The following is a 24254-nucleotide window of genomic DNA, read 5'->3' on the forward strand; positions in this document are numbered from 1 at the left end:
CCCGATGGACATAGAAGAAAAGCTTAAGGCACTGTCACCCGAGCAAAAAGCGCTACTAATGCAGCGTCTGGCACAACGCCAGGGCAGCTCACCCGCTACGGCCTCATTGCTACCCAAAGCCGGGCTTGCGGCACATTACCCTCTGTCCCATGAACAGCAGCGCATCTGGTTTATGTCACAGTTCGATCCGGCGAGTCCGGAGTACAATATACCGATGGTTTATGCGGTAAAAGGCGCGGTGGACACAGCACGACTGACGAAAGCCGTGCTCCAGACGCTGGAATTTCACCCAATCCTGCGCAGTCAATATCGCGAAGTGGATGGCACAGCTCGGCAGAATATTCTTAGTCTGGCAGATTTTATCAGCAATAAAGCCCACACCATTCTGCCCGTAGTCGACTTAACCGAACGGGGTGAGGAACAAGCCAAAAGTGACGCGCTACGCGAAATTAAAGAAGATGGCCATACGCCGTTCGATCTGCAGCATGACGGTGTCTTCCGCAGCCGTTTGTTCCATATCAGCCACGAGCACTATCTGTGGTATATCAATGTGCATCATATTGCCTTTGACGCCTGGTCACACGCCTTACTGATACAGCAAATTTTCCAATGCTACGACCAACTGGCCGATACTCAGCCTACAAGCGGTATTACCGACTATAGCTATATCGATTATGCCTGCTGGCAGCGCTCTGATGCTCAGGAAAAACTGCTTCTGAACAAACTGACTTACTGGAAAGATAAGCTGGCCGACGTTGCTCCGCTGGAACTGTATACCGACAGACCAAGGCCGTCAGAGCGCACCTATAATGGCAACTCCGTCGCTATCAACATTGCACCAGAGCTAAGCAGTCGATTAAGACAACTCAGCTACAACACCGGTGCGACTCCTTTTACCCTGATGCTTGCCACACTGCGCATACTGCTACACAAGTATAGCCGTCAGGATGACTTTGCCATTGGCACGTTAATCGCTAACCGCAACCGTACCGAACTGGAAAATGTTATTGGATTCTTTACCAATACACTGGCATTTCGAACCTACGTCGATCCGCAACTCAACTTTATGCAACAGCTTGAGCAGGAAAAGACCACTGTTTTTAATGCGTTCGCCAATCAGGATGTATCGTTTGAAAAGTTGGTAGAAGAGCTGAACCCGCCACGCGACATGAGCCGGGCCGCTATTTTTCAGGTGATGTTGATCCTCAACAATACGCAGAACCAGACCGATAACGAGCAAGCGACTAGAGCACCGGTAAACCAGGCATTGCAGCTACAAGCACTCACCACCGAAAATCAAACAGCCAAATATGACCTGACGTTTTATTTAAATGATACCGGCGAACTGAATGGCTTTATTGAATACAACACCGATTTATTTAACCACGATACGATAATCAGGATGGCGGAACACCTGACCCTGTTGCTGCAACGGTTGCTTGCCCAGCCCCAGCAAAAGCTGGCCGATGTCAGTCTGCTCAGTGAACAGGAAAAACAACAGATTTTGCAGCAGTGGAGTGTGGGTGACGAGCAGCCTGTTAATCAGGATACTTTAGACCAAATGGTGCAACGCCAAGCGCAAAAGACACCGGATCTTGCCGCGGTAATTAGCCGCGAAACCACCTTAAGCTACCAGCAACTGGATACTCTAAGTACGGTGCTGGCGCAACACCTGCTGGCGCAAGGTGTTGGTTGCGGCAGCTATGTTGCCATTGCAACAGAACGCAATGCCGCCATGATTGTTGCCATGCTTGGTACGCTGAAAGCTGGTGCCGCTTATATTCCGGTTGACCTCAGCTACCCGCAGGACAGGGTGCAGTATATGTTTGACACCGCCAGCATCGCGGCAGTGATTACACAACCCAGTCTGGTTGCCAAGGTACCTGTCGGTAACTGGCCTGCATTGCAACTTAACGCTGACGGCAAGCTACAACATGGTAGCGACCTGCCCGTTTTTGTACAGGTTGCTAAGGCGCAGCCAACCGATCAGGCCTATGTCATTTTCACTTCAGGCTCAACCGGTTTACCCAAGGGCGTGATGATCCGCCATCAGACCGTGGCGAACTTTTTACAGGCGATGAGTCTTGCCCCCGGCGTAAAAGCTGGTGAGAAGCTGCTCGCCGTTACCACTATCAGCTTTGATATCGCCGTATTAGAGATTTTCCTGCCGCTGATTAATGGCGGCACTGTGGTACTGGCTGACAAAGAACAGTTGCAGGATGCCAATTGCATTTTGCAGTTGATACAACAACATAATATCAGTGTTATGCAAGCTACACCGTCTATGTGGCGTATGCTGTTAGACATGGGCTGGCAGGGTAAACGTGATATGCGCATACTCTGCGGCGGCGAAGCTTTACCGCCTGAACTGGCAGAAACGTTACTGCTACGTTCATCGTCATTCTGGAACCTGTATGGCCCTACCGAGGCAACGGTTTGGTGCAGCCGGCATCGTATTGAAAGTGGGGATGGCGAAAACGGCGCAGTCACCATTGGCAAACCGATTGAAAACTCCCGGATGTATCTGCTGGATGAGCAAATGCAGCCGGTTCCTGTTGGCGTACCCGGTGAAATTTTTATTGGCGGCCACTGTTTAGCCGACGGCTATATGGCAAGGCCAGACCTCACCGCCGATGCGTTTGTTGCTGACCCGATCACAGGCCAAGGTGTGCTTTACCGCACCAGGGATTTAGCCCGCTACAACAGCGCAGGTAATATTATTTTTCTCGGTCGGGCAGATTCGCAGGTAAAAGTACGCGGTTTCCGGATTGAGCTGGGCGAAATTGATACCACACTAAACAAACACCCTCAGGTACAGCAAGCCGTATCGGTGGTGCATGAAATCAAACCTGGTGATAAACGCATTATCTGTTATTTTACTGCCAGCGTGGCCACCTTGGGGCATGACACTTTACGGCTCTATCTGAAAAAACATATTCCAGAATATATGGTTCCCGCCATTTTTATTCAGTTGGAAAAACTACCGCAGACACCAAACGGTAAAATTAACCGCCGCTCGCTGCCAAAGCCTTCAGCAGACCTGATCCAAAGTGGTGTGCCTTATGTTGCGCCGACAAACGATATAGAAACGGCATTATGTCAGTTGTATCAGCAAATTCTGCGAACTGAACGCGTTGGCATTGAAGATGATTTTTTCAGCATGGGTGGCGATTCCTTACTGGTTATCCAGTTAGTGTCAAAGGCCAAGTTATGTCATATCAGCCTGACTGCGCGGCAAGTGTTTCAGCATAAAACGCCGCGTTTATTGGCACAGGCATCATTAACAACACAAATACTGCGCCAGCTAACCCCTGTTGAAGGCCCGGTAGCTATGACACCGGCTCAACGTCATTTTCTCAGCCTGCAGCATACTAACCCGCAGTTTCATACACTTGGGGTTTATCTGCAACCACGTGACAACGACTTTGACCTGGACGCCATTGAACGTGCATTGCAGCATGTATTAACCCGGCATGATAGCCTGCGAATGCGCCTGTCTGATGCAGACTCAAACCCACCCAGCCTGATTTGTGACAGTCCTCCAGACAAGGTGAAGCTAAACCAGGTTATCCTGGATGCTGAAGATCAAGCTGACTATGAACGCCAATTAGGCAGACGGATCTATTACAGTGTTACCGCGCTGGACTTACAGCAAGGGCCATTATTTCAAGCCTGTTTATATCGTTGTAACCTGGACCTAAAGCCGACTCTGTTTTTGTTTGGTCATTTTATGCTGGCTGATATCGGCTCCTGGCACATCATTATCGACGATTTTGAGACCTGCTATCGCCAATACAGCCGTAATGAGCCGTTACAGCTGCCAGAAAAAGGCACCTCCTTTAAGCAGTGGGTCGAAAAATTGTCAGCCTGGGGCTACAGCGATGAAATGAAAAACCAGCGACCATACTGGCTGTTGCCGGAGCGGAAATATGCCGCTGAACTGAGCAAGGATTTTCCTGCTGGCGAAAACCTGATGTCCAGCTCGCAGAGCGTCTATGTCCAGTTAGATCAACAACAAACCACTATATTGCTCGATGAAGTCCCCAAGATAACCGGCGCCAAAATTGATGCCATCTTACTGACTAGCATTGTTTATGCCTTCAAACAAAGCTGTAGATCAAACAGTCTGATGATAGATCTGTTGGGGCATGGTAAAGAAGCGCTGTTTGACGATGTTGATTTGTCCCGCACAGTTGGCTGGTTTAACACGATTTACCCTGCCTTCCTCGACTATGGCAATAACAGCAATCCTGTGGCCGCTATTAAAGCTATCAACGAGCAGCTGCGAGCTATTCCTAACGGCGGCATTGGCTATGGTGTACTGCGCTATTTGAACCAGGATCAGGAATTAATTGAACATTTTAACCAAACCCCTGAGCCACAGGTGTTTTTCAATTATTTTGGCCATGATAATCAAGCCGACTTACGCGTGTTACGCAAGGTCGATGGCTTTGGCGGCTATGGTTTGGATCACCAGACTAAACGGCTAAGACCTTTGGCGGTAGGGGTGTACATCAAAGAAGGGGTTATGGCTATTCGTTGGGAGTTTAGCAACACCATTTATCGTGTCGAACGAATTGAACAGCTGGCTGCAGACTGCAAGCAATGCATATTAGAAATATTAAATAATTACAACAAGTTATAAGAGGATAATTTCAATGTTACTGCAATTTAAGGGCGCCAGCGATGGCATGAAAAAATACCAGTTGATGTGGACTGGTCAGCTGTTTTCTATCCTCGGTTCTGGCTTAACCAGCTTTGCACTGGGGCTGTGGATCCTGGGGCAAACCGATTCTGTTACCTCTTTTACCATGATAGCGGTGATTGCGGGTTTACCCGCGGTGCTGCTGGCGCCCTGGATAGGGGCCATTGTTGATCGCTATGACCGAAAATTGATCCTGATTCTTACCGACACTATTTCGGCACTGGTAACACTTTACATTGCAATCCAGTACATGAACGATAATTTAGTGTTCTGGCATATCTATGTCTGTGTACTTATCAGTTCAGTTGCTACTGCGTTTCAGGCTCCAGCCAACATTGCTGCTATCACCTCACTGGTAGAGCGTAAAGATTATGGCCGGGTCTCAGGCTTGATGCAATTTGCTGACTCCAGCAGCATGATCATCGCACCATTAGCTGCGGGGGCCTTACTAGCTTTTACTGACCTGACAACTATTTTACTGATTGACCTTGGTACTTATGCCATCGCCATGGTTACGTTAATTCTGGTTAAAATTCCTAAAGCCAAAGCCTTCAAGGGTGACAAGAAAGGCTCCAGTATGTGGCAGGAGTTTAAACTGGGCTGGGCTTATCTGTTTCAACACAAAGATCTGGTTTATTTACTGGTATTTTTCTGCCTGATCAACTTCGTTGTCAGTATGGGTACGATCTCAGTACTGCCGATGCTGCATTTCTTCGCCGATAAGTCTGAAATTGGTATGGTGTTGTCGGTCGGTGGTATCGGTATGTTATTGGGTTCTTTTTATCTGGCGTCAACCGGAGGCCCCGACAAAAAGATCCACGGTATCTTGGGTAGCGGCTTTTTAATGGGTTTTTGCTTGCTGTTACTGGGTATTTACCCGTCAATCTGGCTGATCATGCTCGGCTTATTCTGCTTCAAATTCTTATTACCGATGATTAATGGCTGCAGTCAGGCAATCTGGCAAGGTCGCATTCCTCCGGGTGTACAGGGGCGGGTGTTTGCCCTGCGCCGTATGTTTGCTCAGTTTACCATTCCACTTGGCGATTTCCTCGCCGGCCCGTTGGCAGACTTTGTGTTTGAGCCAGTAATGCGTGGTAACAATATCGTTTCCAGCACGGTTGGACCAATAATTGGCACTGGACCGGGCCGGGGTATCGCCCTGATGTTAATTTGTTTATCTATATTGCCAATGCTGTTTGCTTTGTGGGGTTACAGCAATAAACAAATCCGCCATATCAGCGATGAACCAGATCCAGAGCATGAAGACGCTGATAGTCAAGATCAGACAGGCACTACTGCGGCAACAAACAGCTAATTATGTCTGTTCAATTTCAAACTTACAGGAGCCGTATATGGACGTGGTAAAACAAAAATCTGCCCACGCCAACTATAAACAAAAAGCGATGTTGCTGTTTTGCATAGTCCTGGTGATTGTTGTCGCCATCCTGCTGATGGGAAAAGAGTCTCATCGGCAGATCAACCGCAACCAGTTGGTGTTAAGTACGGTAAAACAAGGAGATCTGCGTGTACAAGTACAGGGCTATGGCGTGCTCAGGTCGCACAGGCAGAAGCTGTTAACCTCCCTCACGTCTGCCACCGTAGAAGAAATCATCCTGCGTCCTGGGGCGCAGGTTACGCCCGATAGCATCATAATGAAGCTGAATAACCCTGAGCTGCACGAAGAAACGGAACGCGCCAGAATGCAGCTAAATCAGGAGAAAGCTAATTTGCGCAAATTGGAGCTGAACAATCAGCGTGAGTTGTTAGCGGAGGAGTCTAATCTGGCGGAGATGGTGGCGAAGTTCAACATGGTTAAATTGCGTCGAGAAGCAGAACAAGAGCTGGTTGATAAAGGTGTGGTATCTCAACTTACCTATAAAACTACAGTACTGGAGCAAGAGCAACTGCATGACAGCATGCGCATCCAGCAAAATCGCATAGCGCAATTAAAGTTGGTTAATCAGGAAGCGCTGAATATTCAGCAAGAGCAGATTAACCAAGCCGAAGCACTATACTTCACTGTCAAAAACCGCGTTGATGCTTTGGCTGTTAAAGCTGGTATTAACGGTATATTACAAAGGCTCCCGGTAGAGTTAGGCCAAAGTATTGCTGCAGGACAAGAGTTGGCATTGGTAGGTAGCGAACAAGACCTGCTTGCACTAATCCGTGTACCTCAAGCTCAGGCAGAAAGAATTAGTGTAGGTCAACTGGCTGAAGTGACGACCCGCAGGGATCTGCTGCCTGGCAAAGTCAGCCGCATTACCCCTGAAGTACAAGAAGGCACGGTAACGATAGAAATCCAGTTCACAGCAGCACACTTACCTGCATCGGCAAGACCTGAACTGAGCGTTGATGCGGTTATTTACACTGCTGAGCTTAAAAACACCCTGTACATAGACCGGCCGGTAAATGTGCGGGTTAATTCCAGCAACAGTCTGTACAAACTGGATCAGACACGACAACTGGCGGAGTACTCGGAGGTTCGCTACGGCGAAGACGCCGGAAAATATATCCAGTTGCTTGAAGGTGCCGCTGTCAATGACACCTTTATTGTGTCGGATATGACAGGCTTTACTGACAGCAAACGCATAAGTATTACAAACTAAATGAAAAGGAAACGGTTATGCGCGAATTAAAAATTAAAATGGCTGGAATTACCAAAATTTTCAGCACTGATGAAATGGATACTCATGCTCTCAGAGGAATAGATCTGGAGATTTACAGTGGCGATTTTGTCTCCATTTGTGGCCCGTCTGGTTGTGGTAAATCTACTCTGCTGTCTATTCTGGGGTTACTCGATATGCCCAGCAATGGTCAGTATCTGATTGAAGATAAAGATGTCAGCCGCCTTTCGCTCACAGAGGCGGCAGAAATCCGTAACGCCAAAATTGGTTTTATCTTTCAGTCCTTTAATCTGATAGATGAACTAAGCGTATTTGATAACGTTGCCCTGCCATTACGCTATGCACAGCAAGCGCCGAAGCAGGACGAAATTGAGAAACGAGTGATGCAATGTCTGGAAAAGGTTGATATGGCGCACCGCGCCAAACATAAACCTAACCAGTTATCTGGTGGGCAGCAACAGCGAGTAGCAATCGCCAGAGCACTGATCGCCAACCCTGCCATTTTGTTGGTTGACGAACCCACCGGTAACCTTGATTCAAAAAATGGTGATGCCGTTATGGCTATGCTGATGCAACTCAATAAAGAGGGGACAACTTTGTGCATGGTGACACATGATCCTCGTTACGCAGAGATGGCGAACCGTAAACTACATCTGCTGGATGGCCAAATAACCGATAAAGCCGGTATATTAGCGGAGGCTAGTTAATATGTTCAGCTACTTTATCAGAACGGCTGCTAATAGTTTAAAACATGTGCCCGGTTATGTGTTGACGATAGTCCTGACTTTTGGTCTGACGCTCGGCGCTCTGGTTTGCATGTTTAATCTAAACTATTTACTACTGTATAAACCGCTCCCCTATCCTGATCAACAACAGCTGTATGTCACAAACTGGACACACCACGACGATGGCCGCCTCAGATTCAATAATGCCCAGAACTACCCAGGTCTAATGGAGTTATATCAACAGACTGATCAGTTCGAACAGCGTGCTTTTATAAAATATAGTGAAGCAGTACTGACAAATGATGACGCCAAACCGAAATTAAAAGCTAATTTTATCACGCCTGATTATTTCTCAATGTTAGGCACGCAGTATGTGCTGGGGCGCGGATTCTCAGCAGAAGAAGGTTTGCACTCCAAGGTGCCAGTTGCCGTAATAAGTTATCAGCTATGGCAGGATTTATACAAAGGCAAGCCAGATATCCTGTCCGAAAAAATGATGTTCAACGGCACCAGTTTCAATATTGTTGGCGTTACAGCAAGAAACTTTGTCGAGCCACAACTACATGAAACAGGCCGCAATACTCAGGTATGGTTGCCATGGGACTTTAACCCACTTCCACCTGGAGACGATACTGCCTGGGGTATGTTTTTTATTGAGATTTATCTGGTTGCTAAACTGAACGAAGGTCAGTCTGTCAGCCAAACAGAACATAACCTTTCTACACTGATTAATAAAAGATTCCGTGAAGAAGTAACTGGTGTGCCTTATTTTGATAGCCGGAAAATCGCTGTTAGTTTGCGTAGCTTTGAAAACGTTATTATGGGTGACTCTCGCTCCAGAGCCTTACTGATGTTCGCAGGAGTATTGGTACTGGTATTAATAGCAGCAGTCAATATCATCAATCTTATTCTGGCTCGCGCAGCAAATAATCACCGTAAAATCGTGATCCAGATTGCCCTGGGAGCAAAACGTCAGCATATCTTCGGCGTAATTTTTGCCGAAATTCTGATGCTAATGCTAGCTGCCAGCACACTGGCGATTGTGATCGCTCACCTTGGTAATACCCTGCTGATATCCGTAGCGCAAACACAGTTGCCCAGAGTAGCAGAATTATCGCTGAATTTGCCTACTGTGTTATTCTCCTGGACCATAGGTATCGTGCTGGCAGCTATTTTCTCTCTGATCACTACCAGCCAGCTCAACTATCGAGAACTAAATAAAACATTACAGGCCAGCGGTAAAGGTGCAGGTTTACAAATATCCTCTCGCATCCGTAATCTCCTGATTATCAGCCAGGTTACTCTGTGTGGTGTACTCATCAGCTGTAACCTTCAAGTATTCAGCTCTGCTGTCAAAGCAATACAAGCCCCCTTGGGTTTTACTACTGAATCGAAAACATTTCTTGATTTTGACCTCGGTGAGCTGGTGATGGCGCCGGCAGAAGAGCGGCGCAACTACATTGAGGCAATAGCAAGACAGCTGGAGCAACACAATGCGATAGAAAAAGTCAGCCTTGCGAGTAATGCCCCAATGGCCAGAACAGTAAATATTGAGTGGACCACCGCAGTTACATCAGAGCTTGGTGGTGGCATATCTATAGGTCCCGGCATCGGAACTATAGATGAAAACTATATGCCATTAGTGGGACTATCTTTTATTGCAGGTCGTAATGTTACAGCTGAAGAAGTTACTGCACGTGACAAAGTAGCGGTGATTAATGAAACGATGGCACAAATGTTGTCGCCAGACAGCTCTGCCCTTGGCAAACCGTTTTATTTCAACAATCAGTCCGTGCCTTACCACGTGGTAGGTATCGTAAAAGATTTAACTATCCCAAACCAGCTTAATATGCCACGCATCTATGTACCTATGCTGCGTGGCGCAACCTATCTGGTGTCTTATAAACCTAATCAGCAGTTGTCTGCCGCACAGTTAAATCAGTTGGCAGCTCAGGTCAGCTCACAAATTTACCTGTACGATATGTATTCGATGAATGATGTTCATCAGCTGAAGATATCTATGGACAAAATATCTGCCTGGGTGACGGCGATACTGGGTTTATTATCCCTGTTTTTAGCAGCAGTGGGAGTATACGGTGTATTAAGTTACAGCATGACCTTGCGTAAATTTGAGTTGGGTATTCGTCTGGCCATTGGCGCCACACCAAAACGGATCATGACATTGGTTTGCAAGGACACTATGGTACCCGTTTTAATAGGGTTAACCTGCAGCACCGCCCTATTACTAGCGCTATTAAGTTACGTGAAGAACAAACCCTGGTTCACTGTATCAGTTGAACTGTCATCGTTTATTATTCCTGTTGGGCTAATCTGTACTATCGCCATCGCAACTGCCATTTTGGCAGTTTGGGGCGTTGCCAGTAAACCTGCAATTCACTCTCTGCGTAGCAACTAATCCGGCAGCGGATGAAAGCAAACTGCTTTCATCCGCGCTGTTATTACCATACCAAATCATCAAAGCTTCATAAATTAGTCATATCGCTGACACAGCCCGCGCTGATGCTGGCAGCGTCTAAAGATAACATGGTACAGACTGATGCTGAACTGCCGCACTATCTTTTTATCTGACGTTCATCTGGGTTGCAAAGACTGCCAGGCAGATTATCTGCTGAGCTTTCTTGAGCATACTCAGGCTCAAACCATTTATCTGCTGGGCGATATTGTCGATTTATGGGCCATGCGCAAACAGGTGCACTGGACCCCAAGCCAGAACAAAGTGCTGCGTTGTCTGCTGGATAAAGCCGAGCAAGGCGTAGCGGTAATATATATCCCCGGTAACCACGACGAAGCTATGCGGCTGTATGCTGGTAAAAGCTTTGGTAATATCCGCATTGCCCTGCGCGCCAACCATACCACAGCACAGGGCAAAAAATTGTTACTGCTGCACGGTGACGAGTTTGATAAAGACGTTAACTTTGGCCGCTTGCATGCCTGGCTTGGCGACAATTTGTATGACTTGTTACTGTTTTTAAATCGCTGGTACAACCGCCTGCGCCGGTTAACCGGTGGCGGCTACTTTAGCCTGGCTGCCTACATTAAAAATAAGGTACCGGGCGCACAAAAAGCCATAGCCCGTTATCGTGCCGCTGCAATTGCCAAAGCGAAACGCGGTGGTTTTGACGGCGTAGTATGCGGCCACATCCATCATGCCGAAATCCGCCTGGAGCAAGGCATTATTTACTGCAACGATGGTGACTGGATTGACAGCTGCACAGCCCTGATTGAGCAGCCCGATGGTAGCCTTGCATTGTATCACTGGACTGAGCAGGCAGAGAAAATTGCTGCCTTGCCACTTGCTGCCAGCAATAAAAAAGCTGCCTGAAATTTCAGCAAACTGCCATAAATCCGACACTGAATTGTCATACAACCGCTTTAGCCTGAGCGCAGCCTACTGCCGTGCTATCGGAGCGAACCATGATCAGTGTCGAACAAGTACTTGCACAAAACCTGCCTCAGCTGTCAAACAAGCCGTGGCTGTATAAGCCGGTAAAAGGCGCATTGCGCCATTTGCTGCATGAGCAGGACTTTATTGCCTTTGCCAGCCGTTATCCGCATTTACAAGGGCTGGAATTTGTTGAACAGGTACTGGACTACTTTAACTTCCGCTATTCGGTGCGCGACAACGAAATTGAGCGCATTCCTACCTCCGGCCGCATTGTTATTATTGCCAACCACCCCATAGGCTCACTGGATGGCCTGGCGCTGTTAAAGCTGGTAAGCGATATCCGCCCCGATGTTAAAGTGGTGGCCAACCAAATACTGATGGCGCTGGAACCACTGCATAACTTACTACTGCCGGTAAATAATATGAGCGGCGGCACTGAGCGGCGGGCACTGGATAATATTCAGCGACATTTAGCCGCTGAGGGTGCATTGATCCTGTTTCCGTCGGGTGAGGTATCGCGCCTACGCCCGGAAGGCATCCGTGATGGCAAATGGCACAGCGGCTTTTTACGTTTTGCCACTAATGCCAAAGCACCAATATTACCTATCTTTATTGATGGCCGTAACTCAGCGCTGTTTTATGGCGCCTCTATGCTGTACAAGCCACTGGCGACCATGCTGCTGGTAAAAGAAATGTTTAAGCAGCAACGTAAAAAGCTGGAAATGCGAATTGGTGAGCAGATCCCTTACGAAGCCTTTGCCAATATGGCGCTGGAAACTCAGGCCAAAGTAAAGCTGTTTAAAAAACACCTGTACCGGCTGGCCAAAGATAAGGCACCGCTGTTTATTACCCAAAGCGCCATTGCTCACCCGGAAGATCGTATTACGCTGAAAAAAGCCGTCGAAAGCTGTGAATTACTCGGCCAAACCGGTGATGGTAAGCAAATTTACCTGTATTGCCACCAGCAAAGCTCGCCGGTGTTACGCGAAATTGGCCGGCTGCGCGAGTTTGCCTTTCGGGCTGTAGGCGAAGGCAGTGGTTTGCGCCGCGATATCGACCGCTTTGACAGCCACTACGAGCAGTTGATCCTGTGGGATAAAGACGATCTGGAAATTGTCGGCGCCTACCGCTTTGCTAACACCCGCAAAGTGCTGGCTGAATACGGCGAAAATGGCCTCTACACAGCGTCATTATTTCAGTTTGATGCCAAGATGAAGCCGTATCTTGACGCCGGGCTTGAACTGGGCCGCAGCTTTGTGCAGCCTCGTTACTGGGGTAAACGCAGCCTGGAATATTTATGGTACGGTATTGGCGCTTACTTAAAACGTAACCCGGATATTCGCTATTTGTTTGGCGGTGTCAGCCTGTCGAACAGCTACCCGCAGGCAGCGCGCGATCTTATGGTATATTTTTACAGCCTGTACTTTAGCGACGCAGCATGCGCTGCTGTGTCAAAACAACCTTATCAGCTGCCACAGGCTATTTTATCTGAATTACAGCAGCACTTTAGCGGCGATAACTACCTCGGGGATTTTACCCAGCTAAAACATTTGCTGGCCAATATGGGTGTTAGCGTACCCACACTGTATAAACAGTACAGCGAACTGTGTGAGCCGGGCGGCGTGAAGTTTCTTGCTTTTGGTACCGATCCTGATTTTGCCAACTGTGTTGACGGCCTGGTACTGGTAGATATGACCATGCTAAAAGCCAGTAAAAAAGCGCGCTATATCGACGCTGAATAATCCGGCTAAAACACCACAGAAACTGGCAGCTTCGGCTGCCAGTTTTGCTATGTAAAGGTTCAGTAAAGTTCAGTTTCGATTCAGCCAAATCCCCCTATAAGCTATACACTGTACAAAAAGCCGTCAGTGCAGTAATTTGCTAACGGTGAAACTGAGGATAGCAAGATGAAAAACCTGATGCTGCAACTAAGCCGGATACTGGCGGTGTGCGTGCTACTGGTTAGCCAGTCGTTTGATGTCCGGGCTGAAGAAGAAACCTTGTCGCAGGCGCAGCTGGATCAAATGCTGGCGCCGGTAGCCCTGTATCCCGATACCGTCTTAACCCACGTGTTGATTGCCTCAACTTATCCGCTGGAAGTGGTGCAGGCTGCCCGCTGGGTAAAAGACAACCCTAAACTGACAGGCGAAGCTGCTGTCGACGCCGTAGAACAGCAAAGCTGGGATCCAAGCGTAAAAGCCCTGGTGGCTTTTCCACAATTACTGGAACGGCTAAGCAATGATCTGGACTGGACACAGGAGCTTGGCGAGGCTTTTTTAGCAGATGAAGCGCAGGTCATGGCCAGCATTCAGAACCTGCGGCAAAAGGCCTATGCCAATGGCTCGCTAAACGACACTAAACACGTGGTAGTAGAGCGCGAGCGTGAGATTATTATTATTGAACCTGCACGCAAAGAAGTCGTCTATGTGCCGGTGTACGATACCCGCGTAGTGTATGGCGACTGGTGGTGGCCATCACACCCGCCGGTATACTGGCATACCGCCGGAGTATATTACCGTAACAGCCCGTTTCACTGGGGTATAAGTGTCAATGTACGGCCGTGGTTTTATTTTGGTATCTTCGACTGGCATCATCGCCATGTGGTAGTACACCATCACTATTACCACAAGCCACCGCGTTATTATCCGGTACGCCACAGACACTACGTGGATGCGCGCCGCTGGCACCACAACACCGAGCACCGTCGCGGTGTGCATTACCGCCATGAGCGCCTGAACCGTGATTACAACTCAGGTTATGGTTACCGCCAGCCAACACGCGAAATTAAAGGCCAGCCGGTGCGTCATACCGGTGTTGACAGCAATGTTACGGTGCGCGAGAACAAACCGCATTATCAGCGTAAAACAGCTGAGCAGGTCAGAATGCCTAACCGTGAATGGCAGGCTAACGATAACAACCAACGCCAGCAACGCAATGTCTCTACAGAGCAACGGCTGCGGCCAACCGAAGTTAAGCGTGATGAACGCCGCCAACAGCAGCTTAACCAGCAATTAAAAGACCAGCGCCAGCCTGCGGTGCAGCGTGAGCGTTCAGAGCGGGTATTAAGTACTGAGCAGCTGCGCCAGCGCGAGCCACAACGGCATCAGCGGGCAGAGCAACCTCAGATCAGAACAGAGCAGCGTCAGGTACAGCAGCCTAAGCAGTACCAGCAGCCCACGGTGCAGCAACGCCAGCCACAACAAGCGCAAATACAGCAGCGGCAAGCAGCGCCAGTTGTGCGCCAGCAAAATCAGCCGGCACGTGAACACCGCCAGCAGCAGTCAACACGGCAAACTACTGTGCAACGGCAAGAGCGCCCGGCCAGACAAATCGAGTAATCACCGCTTTATTTGATATAAAACAAACTACGGGGCTGAATTCACATCAGCCCCATTTTTTATTGATCCAGCCCAATATTCTCTGCTAAGCAAAGCGGACAATTGGCCACAGAACTTATCTGTGGAGATCACTATGAAAACGACCCTGTCTATTATCACTCTTGCCTCAATGCTGGCGGCAGCACCCGCCTATGCCGACTTTGCTATTAACGTTGGTGCTATTGCCGTGGCGCCGGACGACAGCAGCTCCAGCTTAAACGTTATTGAGCAGGTTGCCGGTTTGCCATCCGGTTCCACTGCTGTTGGCGTTAACACTAATACCCAGTTGGGCCTGACATTTGACTACCGCATTAACCCGAACTGGGCAGTACAACTGATTGCCGCTACCCCGTTCAGCCATGATATTACTGTGAAAGGCTCGGCGATTGATGGCTTAAAAGTAGGTAAAACCAAGCATTTACCACCAACTTTGCTGGCACAGTATCATTTTATGCCGCAGCATCAGATGTTTGACCCTTTCGTTGGTGTCGGGTTAAATTACACTGAGTTTTTTAACGAAAAAGCAGATGCCCAATTGGTTGGCGCACTAAACGCACTGGAAGTCGCCGGCGCTGACGACAATGTCGGGCTAAAACTGAAAAGCTCTTTTGGCCTGGCATTACAGGCTGGGGTAAATATTAAACTCACCGATACCTTAGGGCTGCACCTGATGCTAAGTAAAATGGATATCGACACTACCGGCCGGGTCCAAGTAAATGGCACTACAGTGCAAAGCGTTGATGTTGACATAGATCCTTATGTTGCCATGGTTGGCCTGCGCTGGATGTTATAAAGCAATAACTTAGACTAAAGGCGACTGCACCCCGGTTGCCTTTTAGCCTAAACTGTTATCCTATAGCTGTATCATATTACACGGAGCATAACAGTGGCTAAAGCCCCCGCTACGCTGAACTGGCAACAGCTGTTAAAATCCGGCGACCGTATTTTTATTGGCTCGCACGCCGCCACCCCAACAGCACTTATAGATCACTTAATAAGCAACGCCAGACAACTGCATGATATCGAAATTGTGCAGGTGTACTCACTGTCTGACAACAAATGGGCAGAACCTGAATATCAACAATTGTTCAAGGTGAACGCACTGTTTATTGGCGGTGATCAGGTGCGACGTGCAGTAGCAGAAGGTCGTGCCGATTATACGCCCTGTTTTATGTCTGATATTCCCTCGTTGTTCAGTGACGGTATATTGCCGCTGGATGCCGCATTAATTATGGTTAGCCCTGCAGACGAGCACGGGTACCACTCGCTGGGTGTGTCCGTCGATATCGTCTCTGCAGCCGCCAAAGCCGCAAAAAAGGTTATTGCGCAGGTAAATCCGTCTATGCCGATTACTTATGGCCAGGCTTTTATCCATAAGGACCAGATAACCAGCTATTTTTATGCTGATCAACCTATTGTACAAATGCCACCGGTAAAATTAGACGCTGTGACAGAGCGGATTGGCCAATATGTCTCTTTACTGGTTGAAGACGGTGCCACAATTCAGATTGGTGTAGGCAAAATGTGTGATGCTGTACTTCGGTATCTGGGCAACCATACTGACCTTGGCATTCACAGTGAAATGATTACCGACTCTATGATGGAGCTGATTAAAAAAGGCGTTGTCACTAACCGGAAAAAAACCTTCCATCCGGGCAAAACGGTGGCCAGTTTCTGTGTCGGCAGCAAAGCTTTATACGATTTTGTCCACTGCAACCCGCATATGGGTTTTTATCCCAGTGAATACGTAAACTCACCGGCTAATATTGCCCGTAACGATAATATGGTATCAATAAACAGCGCGATTGAGGTGGATCTCACCGGCCAGATCGTATCCGACTCAATCGGCCACTTATTTTACAGCGGCATTGGCGGCCAGGTCGATTTTAGTCGGGGTGCATCGATGAGCAATGGTGGTAAACCCATTATTGCCATGCCCAGCACTGCAAAAAACGGTACTATTTCACGTGTTGTTGCCCATCTGAGTGAGGGCGCTGGAGTAGTGACGTCAAGGGGCCATGTACACTACGTAGTAACTGAGTTCGGTGTGGCTTCCTTGCGTGGCAAAAGTATTCGAGAGAGAGCTCTGGAGCTTATTCGTGTGGCCCATCCGAAGTTTCGCCAGCAATTGCTGGAGCAAATCCGACAACAGTTTTGGGTGCCTCATTATCAGTTACATACACCAACCGAAGTGCCAGAACTTGGCAGTGTTGGGTTCAAGGAGTTACATATTGACGGCGAAGAGTTTGATCTCAGACCTTTAAACCCGTCAGACGAGCGCCGGTTGCAGGAGTTTTTTTACTCACACACCAAAGAAACTCTGCAGCTACGCTACAGCGCCGTGCCAACCCAAATGAGCCGGGAGAAATCCTGCACCCTGGTCGGTGTTGATCAGTCCAGGGATTTGGCACTGTGTATTGTTAAGCAAAAAGGCTCTGCAGTACAGATTCAGGCAGTGGGACGTTACTATTTGCTCAACGATAACCTAAGCTGTGAAGTGGCGTTTGTCACACGGGAAAAATACCAGGGCAAAGGAATGGCAAAACGCTTGCTGCTGGAGCTGATTGATATAGCTGAACAGCGCAGCCTGAACAGCATGGTTGCTTATGTGCGGACAGAAAACAAAGCCATGCTGGCGGTATTCCAAAAAGCCGGTTTTAGCCGCCTGCCAGGGGACGAGCCCACCGAAGTTAACCTGCAACTGCGCCTGCCCCGCTCAGCCAGCAACAAACCAGCGGAGCACAACTGATGGCAATTACCCTGTTTAGCCACCCCAGCTGTTATTTACATCTGGCCGGGGACGATCACCCGGAGCAACCTGCCCGGTTAAGTGCAATAAATGATCAGTTAATCCGCTCTGGCCTGGAGTTTATTGTGCAGCAGCGCGATGCCATCCCAGCCAGTGCTGAAGATTTATATCATGTACACAGTAAGCTATATGTGGATGAGATTTATGCTAAAACTCCTGAAGATGGTCATATCTGGCTAGATCCTGATACCCAGATAATGAAACACAGCCTCAATGCTGCACTGCATGCCGCAGGCGCGACCATTAATGCCGTTGATCAGGTTATGAGTGACACCAACCAGCAGGCATTTTGCAATGTGCGCCCGCCGGGCCACCATGCTACACGCAGCCAGGCTATGGGCTTTTGTATTTTTAACAATATCGCAGTTGCAGCCGCTTACGCGCTTGAACACTACCAGCTTAGCCGGGTGGCCATAGTCGATTTTGACGTGCATCACGGCAACGGCACTGAAGATATTTTCGCCGCTGATGAGCGGGTGTTGTTTTGCTCATCCTTTCAGTATCCGCTTTACCCCAATACCGGTGAACACCCCAGCGCCAGCAATATTGAAAACTTACCACTGCCTGCCCTGTGCAAACCAGCCATCTGGCGCGAGCAAATTCTGCAGCATTGGTTGCCACGCATTAACGCGTTTAAACCGCAGCTTATTCTGGTATCCGCCGGTTTTGACGGCCACCGCGAAGATGATATGGCGCAGTTTCTGCTAACCGAAGCCGATTACCAGTGGATAGCGCAGCAGCTAAAACAACTGGCCGACCAACACTGTCAGGGCCGGATTGTCGCCGCATTGGAAGGCGGCTACGCCCTAAGCGCACTGGGCCGCAGCGTAGTAGCGTTTTTAAAAGGCTTGATGTAGGTAAACACCGCTGCAATAACGACCGCTGAGGCCTTTATCTTTTAGCTCGCCATAAAAAAACCTGCCGCAGCAGGTTTTTTCGTTATTACAGTTGGTTAGCTTAACCTAACCAAACCCGCGAGTTACGGAACATGCGCATCCAGGGGCTGTCTTCCTGCCAGCCGTCTGGCTGCCATGAATTAGCTACGGCGCGGAACACACGCTCCGGGTGTGGCATCATTATCGTTACCCGGCCATCAGTGGTGGTAAGCGACGTAATACCGGCTGGCGAGCCGTTCGGGTTTTGCGGGTATTGCTCAGTGGCTTTACCGTAGTGATCCACAAAGCGCATGGCAACCGTGCCGCTGTGGTTGGCTTTGGCGAATGCTTCTGATGAAGCAAACTCAGCATGGCCTTCACCGTGTGACACAGCAATGGGCATACGTGAACCGGCCATACCGTTAAAAAACAACGACGGGCTTTGCTGTATTTCTACCAGACTAAAACGGGCCTCAAAACGCTCAGATTTGTTGCGGACAAAGTGTGGCCACAGCTCAGCACCCGGGATCAGGCTCTTGAGGTTAGACATCATCTGACAGCCATTACACACCCCAAGCGAAAAGGTGCTTTGGCGCGCAAAAAACTCAGCGAACTGCTTACGGGCAATGTCGTTAAACAATACTGATTTAGCCCAGCCTTCACCGGCACCGAGTACGTCACCGTAAGAGAAACCACCACAGGCCACTAAACCATTAAAATCAGCTAACTTAGCCCGGCCTGCCAGTATATCGCTCATATGCACATCAACGGCGGTAAAACCGGCACGGTTGAAGGCGGCAGCCATTTCTACGTGCGAGTTAACACCCTGTTCGCGCAAAATAGCCACTTTAGGTGCAGCACCCTTTAAAACAAACGGTGCGGCAACATCGGCATTTAAATCAAAGCTCAGTTTTACGTTAAGGCCCGGATCGGCAACATCGGCTTTAGCATCAAACTCTTGTTTGGCACCAGCCGGGTTGTCACGCAGTGCCTGCATCTGATAAGTGGTTTCGGCCCAGATACAACGCAAGCGGGTGCGGCTGTCGCTTAATACCACTTTATCGCCACGGCTGAATACCAGCTCGTCTGCAGTGCTTACGCTACCGATAACATGGCTGCAAGCGGCCAATTGATGCTGTGCCAGCACTTGCTTCACATACTCAAGCTCGCTGTTGCTAACCTGAATCACCGCGCCCGGCTCTTCCGAGAACAGCACCGCCATATCGTCGCTACCCAGGCTACTTACATCGGCACGTACACCAGCTTTACCGGCAAAGGCCATTTCGGCCAGGGTAACGAATAAACCACCGTCTGAACGGTCATGGTAGGCCAGCAGTTTTTGCTCGCGGGTTAATTGCTGCACGGCGTTAAAGAAGTTAATCAACAGTTGTGGGCTGTCTAAATCAACCGGCGTCTGGCCCAGCTGCTTATAAACCTGTGCTAAACAGGACGCGCCTAAGCGGTTCTGGCCCAAGCCTAAGTCAATTACCAGCAGGCTGGTATCGCCTTTGTCAGTGCGCAGCTGCGGCGTAACCGTTTTGCGGATATCTTCTATGCGGGCAAACGCCGTGATCACTAAAGATAATGGCGCAGTAACGGCTTTATCTTCACCATTTTGCTGCCATTTTGTTTTCATCGACATAGAGTCTTTACCCACCGGAATAGTCACTTCCAGTGCCGGGCACAGCTCTTCACCAATGGCTTTTACTGCGGCGTATAAACCGGCGTCTTCACCCGGGTGGCCGGCTGCTGCCATCCAGTTGGCAGATAATTTAATCCGTTTTAGATCGCCAATATCAGTGGCAGCTATATTGGTAATGGCTTCTGCTACCGCTAACCGGGCCGAAGCAGCAAAATCAAGCAGTGCCACTGGCGTACGCTCGCCCATCGCCATCGCTTCACCGTGGTAGGTGTCGTAGCTGGCTGCGGTAACACCGCAGTTAGCTACCGGTACCTGCCAGGGGCCAACCATCTGGTCACGCGCGACTAAACCGGTTACCGTGCGATCACCTATGGTTACCAGAAAGGTTTTTTCGGCAATAGCCGGTAAACGCAATAAACGCTCTGCCGCGTCTTTTACTGTTACGCCGGTTAAATCCAGTGCTTTACCCACGGTTTGTGCGCTTTGCACGTCGCGGTGCATTTTCGGCGCTTTGCCCAGTAACACATTTAACGGTAGATCAATTGGCGTGCTGCCAAAATGGGTATCGGTCAACGTTAAGTGTTGCTCTGCTGTAGCTTCGCCTACTACGGCAAAAGGTGCGCGCTCACGCTTACAAATCTGCTCAAACACCGGCATTTTGTCGGCCGGTATTGCCATCACATAGCGTTCTTGCGATTCGTTACACCAAATTTGCAGCGGCGACATACCCGGCTCGTCGTTTGGTACATTGCGCAGTTCAAACTTACCGCCCACGCCACCGTCGTTAACCAGCTCAGGGAAGGCATTGGATAAACCACCGGCGCCAACATCGTGAATAAATACGATAGGGTTTTCGCTTCCCAGCTGCCAGCAGCGGTCAATGACTTCCTGACAACGGCGTTCAATTTCCGGGTTTTCCCGTTGCACTGAGGCAAAGTCTAAATCTTCGGCCGACTGACCCGATGCCATCGAAGATGCCGCACCGCCGCCCAGGCCGATATTCATCGCCGGGCCGCCTAGTACCACCAGTTTTGCGCCAACCGGTAAATCACCTTTTTGTACATGATCTGCACGGATATTGCCCAAACCACCGGCAATCATAATCGGCTTATGGTAACCGCGTACTTCGTCACCATTGTGGCTCGGTACCTTTTCTTCATAGGTACGGAAATAACCATTAATGGCCGGGCGGCCAAATTCGTTATTAAACGCCGCACCGCCCAAAGGGCCTTCCAGCATAATATCCAGCGCCGATACAATGCGCTCCGGTTTGCCAAAATCGGTTTCCCATGGCTGCTCAAAACCCGGAATACGTAAGTTAGATACCGAAAAACCTACCAGACCCGCTTTAGGCTTAGAACCGACCCCGGTGGCGCCTTCATCACGAATTTCACCGCCAGAGCCGGTTGCGGCTCCCGGATATGGTGAAATAGCCGTTGGATGGTTGTGGGTTTCTACTTTCATCAGTATATGAATAGGTTCATGGTGATACTGATAAGTTAAATTACCGGGCTGGGCAAAAAAGCGGCCAGCGGTAGAACCTTCCATTACCGCAGCGTTGTCTTTGTAGGCTGACAACACATAGTCCGGAGTTTGCTCAAAAGTGTTTTTAATCATTTTAAACAGCGATTTAGGCTGTTGTACGCCGTCTATTGTCCAGTCAGCGTTAAAAATTTTGTGCCGGCAATGCTCTGAGTTCGCCTGTGCGAACATATACAGCTCAATATCGTTCGGGTTACGGCCAAGCGCGGTGAAGTTGTCAAACAGATAATCAATTTCATCATCGGCCAGTGCCAGGCCCATATCAATATTGGCTTTGGCCAGCGCAGCACGGCCGCCGTTTTTAATATCCACAGAGCTAAGCTCTGCAGGCTCAGCTTTGGCAAACAGCGCCTGAGCCTGAGTAAGCTCGCTAAATACCACTTCCATCATGCGGTCATGCAGTAAGGCAGCAACCTGCTTTAGCTGGTCAGAAGTTAAGGCTGTAGAAGCTTCTATATAATAGGCAATACCGCGCTCTAAGCGCGAAACCGGCGTTAAACCACAGTTACGGGCAATATCTGTCGCTTTAGATGACCAGGGCGAAATAGTGCCCGGCCGTGGCGTTACCAGCACTAACTGGCCGCGTGGTTCATGGCTGGCAATAGCCGGGCCATAGGTTAACAATTTATCCAGTGTTTGCTGTTGGGCGTCAGTCAATGCGCTGCTAACGTCAGCAAAGTGCATAAACTCAGCATAAATACCGCTGATGGTTAAGCCACTCTGGGCGCATTGGTCTAGTAACTTCTGAATTCTGAAATCGGACAGTGCTGGCGCACCACGCAGGATCAACATAGGCTTTTTTTCCCGTGGATTGAACGACGATGGAACCTAAAACAGGCGCGCCATTATAAAGAAATTTCTGCTCAAGTGGTATGAGTAAACACTGACGCGGCGACAGAAGTTTGTTATAACAGCGCAGAACGTGACATTGCAGGTTAGCAAAGATGTGGAAAAATCAGGCCTGGTTGCTGTTGTTACTGTGTTTAGCAGGGTGTAGCCCCGAGCCATCACAAAGCCAGCTTTACCAGATATATCAGCGTGATAGCTTAAAAGTTGGCATTTTGCACGGCCCTACCAGCTATTATGTTGGTATTGACGGCCCAACCGGCTTCGAGCTGGAACTCAGCCAGGCACTGGCTGATAAACTTGGTGTGAAACTGGAGTTATTTCCCAGCTACCAACTGGACGAACTGCTGCAAAAGCTGCAAACCGGCCAGGTGGACTATATTGCCGGCGGGCTAACACTGACAGAGCGGCGCAAAGGTAAGTACCGTTCATCACCGGCGTATCGTTGGATAAATGAAGTATTAGTATTTAAACAAGGCAATACCTGGCCCCGCTCGCTGGACGACCTGACCGATACTGTAGTTGTAGTAAAAGACAGCAGCCATGCCGAAACATTGCAGCAGCTAAGTCTGGATAAACCCGATCTACAGTGGCTACAACACCCGACTCTCGATGCCGACGAGATTTTACAACAGGTGGTTGACGGCAATATTGCTTACACCCTGACCGACTCAAACCAGCTGGCACTGAACCGGCGCTTTTACCCAAACCTCAGTATCGCCTTCACCGTACGCGACAACTTACCGGTTAGCTGGTTACTGGCAGATAACAGCGATGATTCACTCTATGCCGTATTAATTGAGTTCTTTGGTGCTATGTATCAGGGCGGCGAACTTATTGCACTGGAAGACCGCTATTTTGGCCATGTACAACTGTTCGACTACGTAGATACGCTGGTGTATATCGACGCTATAGAACAACAATTGCCTAAGTTTAAAGCCTGGTTTATGCAATATGCCGGTGAGCTTGACTGGCGCTTACTGGCCGCGCTCAGTTATCAGGAATCGCACTGGGACCCGAAAGCAAAAAGCCCGACCGGTGTACGCGGCTTAATGATGCTAACCTTACCTACAGCACAGCAGATGGGCGTGACCAGCCGGCTTGATCCTGAACAAAGCATACTGGGTGGCAGCCGTTACCTGCACCGGATGGTTACCCGAATACCAGAGCGTATTACTATGCCTGACCGGCTCTGGTTTGCGCTGGCGTCTTACAATGTTGGTTGGGGCCATGTTGAAGATGCGCGCATTATCACCCAGCGCCAGGGCGCTGATCCGGATAAATGGCTGGATGTAAAACAGCGCCTGCCGTTGCTGCGGCAAAAAAATGTCTATCAAACCACTAAATATGGCTATGCCCGCGGCGATGAAGCAGTAACTTACGTCGAAAATATCCGCCGCTACTACGACACCTTGTTGTGGGTAGATGAGCGCCAGCAGGCAGAGCAACGGCTTGAGCAGCAAAAACAGCGTTTAACCGAGCAGCTGAGTATAGAAATATTGCCAGAGCCACCTCAGGACAACAATTAAAGCGACTATTGCAACCGGGCCAATACGCATCCATAGTACGCATATTAAACCGAAATAAGTGTTAGTTATGTTAAAACGCAAAAAACCTCAGGTCAGAGCCAGGCGCAGGCGCCTGGTTGATGTAGCCTCCAGCAGGCGCCGTATTAAACGCAATATCGCTGTGGCAAAACTGCA

General features: G+C 49.2%; 13 protein-coding genes. 12 read left to right on the forward strand and 1 reads right to left on the reverse strand.

Features of this window, described 5'->3' with window-relative positions:
* Positions 1-4: 4 nt before the first annotated feature.
* The 11 genes from MJX74_RS12985 (at position 5) to MJX74_RS13035 (ending at position 18503) form a co-directional block, all read left to right on the forward strand.
* Complete coding sequence (locus tag MJX74_RS12985) at positions 5-4645, forward strand: non-ribosomal peptide synthetase (RefSeq protein ID WP_240223254.1); 4641 nt, start codon at positions 5-7, stop codon at positions 4643-4645.
* 13 nt (positions 4646-4658) lie between these two features.
* Complete coding sequence (locus tag MJX74_RS12990) at positions 4659-6020, forward strand: MFS transporter (RefSeq protein ID WP_240223255.1); 1362 nt, start codon at positions 4659-4661, stop codon at positions 6018-6020.
* A gap of 37 nt (positions 6021-6057) precedes the next feature.
* Positions 6058-7311, forward strand: a complete 1254-nt coding sequence (locus MJX74_RS12995) for an efflux RND transporter periplasmic adaptor subunit (RefSeq protein ID WP_240223256.1) — start codon at positions 6058-6060, stop codon at positions 7309-7311.
* A gap of 17 nt (positions 7312-7328) precedes the next feature.
* Positions 7329-8036: an ABC transporter ATP-binding protein gene (locus tag MJX74_RS13000; protein WP_240223257.1), complete on the forward strand. Its 708-nt coding sequence runs from the start codon at positions 7329-7331 to the stop codon at positions 8034-8036.
* 1 nt (position 8037) lies between these two features.
* Positions 8038-10470 (forward strand): ABC transporter permease, encoded by a 2433-nt coding sequence (locus tag MJX74_RS13005; RefSeq protein WP_275692775.1) that lies wholly within the window; start codon positions 8038-8040, stop codon positions 10468-10470.
* Between the two features lie 141 nt (positions 10471-10611).
* Positions 10612-11397, forward strand: a complete 786-nt coding sequence (locus MJX74_RS13010; protein ID WP_240223259.1) for a UDP-2,3-diacylglucosamine diphosphatase — start codon at positions 10612-10614, stop codon at positions 11395-11397.
* A gap of 92 nt (positions 11398-11489) precedes the next feature.
* Positions 11490-13202 (forward strand): bifunctional ornithine lipid synthase OlsF, encoded by a 1713-nt coding sequence (olsF, locus tag MJX74_RS13015; RefSeq protein ID WP_240223260.1) that lies wholly within the window; start codon positions 11490-11492, stop codon positions 13200-13202.
* A gap of 165 nt (positions 13203-13367) precedes the next feature.
* A complete protein-coding gene (locus MJX74_RS13020; protein WP_240223261.1) occupies positions 13368-14798 on the forward strand; it encodes a DUF3300 domain-containing protein in 1431 nt (476 codons plus the stop codon).
* 133 nt (positions 14799-14931) lie between these two features.
* Complete coding sequence (locus tag MJX74_RS13025) at positions 14932-15630, forward strand: OmpW/AlkL family protein (protein ID WP_240223262.1); 699 nt, start codon at positions 14932-14934, stop codon at positions 15628-15630.
* Between the two features lie 93 nt (positions 15631-15723).
* Positions 15724-17586, forward strand: a complete 1863-nt coding sequence (locus MJX74_RS13030; protein WP_240223263.1) for a GNAT family N-acetyltransferase — start codon at positions 15724-15726, stop codon at positions 17584-17586.
* On the forward strand, positions 17586-18503 hold the full coding sequence (locus MJX74_RS13035; protein ID WP_240223264.1) for a histone deacetylase family protein: 918 nt from the start codon (positions 17586-17588) through the stop codon (positions 18501-18503). Before MJX74_RS13030 ends, MJX74_RS13035 begins: the two co-directional genes overlap by 1 nt.
* Positions 18504-18603: 100 nt before the next feature.
* Here the strand turns inward: MJX74_RS13035 and purL are convergent, their stop codons facing one another.
* Entirely contained in the window at positions 18604-22497 is a 3894-nt protein-coding gene (gene purL, locus MJX74_RS13040) for a phosphoribosylformylglycinamidine synthase (RefSeq protein ID WP_240223265.1), read from the reverse strand.
* Between the two features lie 152 nt (positions 22498-22649).
* Between purL and mltF the strand changes: the two genes are divergently transcribed.
* Positions 22650-24080 (forward strand): membrane-bound lytic murein transglycosylase MltF, encoded by a 1431-nt coding sequence (gene mltF, locus MJX74_RS13045; protein WP_240223266.1) that lies wholly within the window; start codon positions 22650-22652, stop codon positions 24078-24080.
* The last annotated feature ends 174 nt before the right edge of the window (positions 24081-24254 follow it).

This window comes from Rheinheimera hassiensis (genome assembly GCF_022436675.1).
GTDB lineage: Bacteria > Pseudomonadota > Gammaproteobacteria > Enterobacterales > Alteromonadaceae > Alishewanella > Alishewanella hassiensis.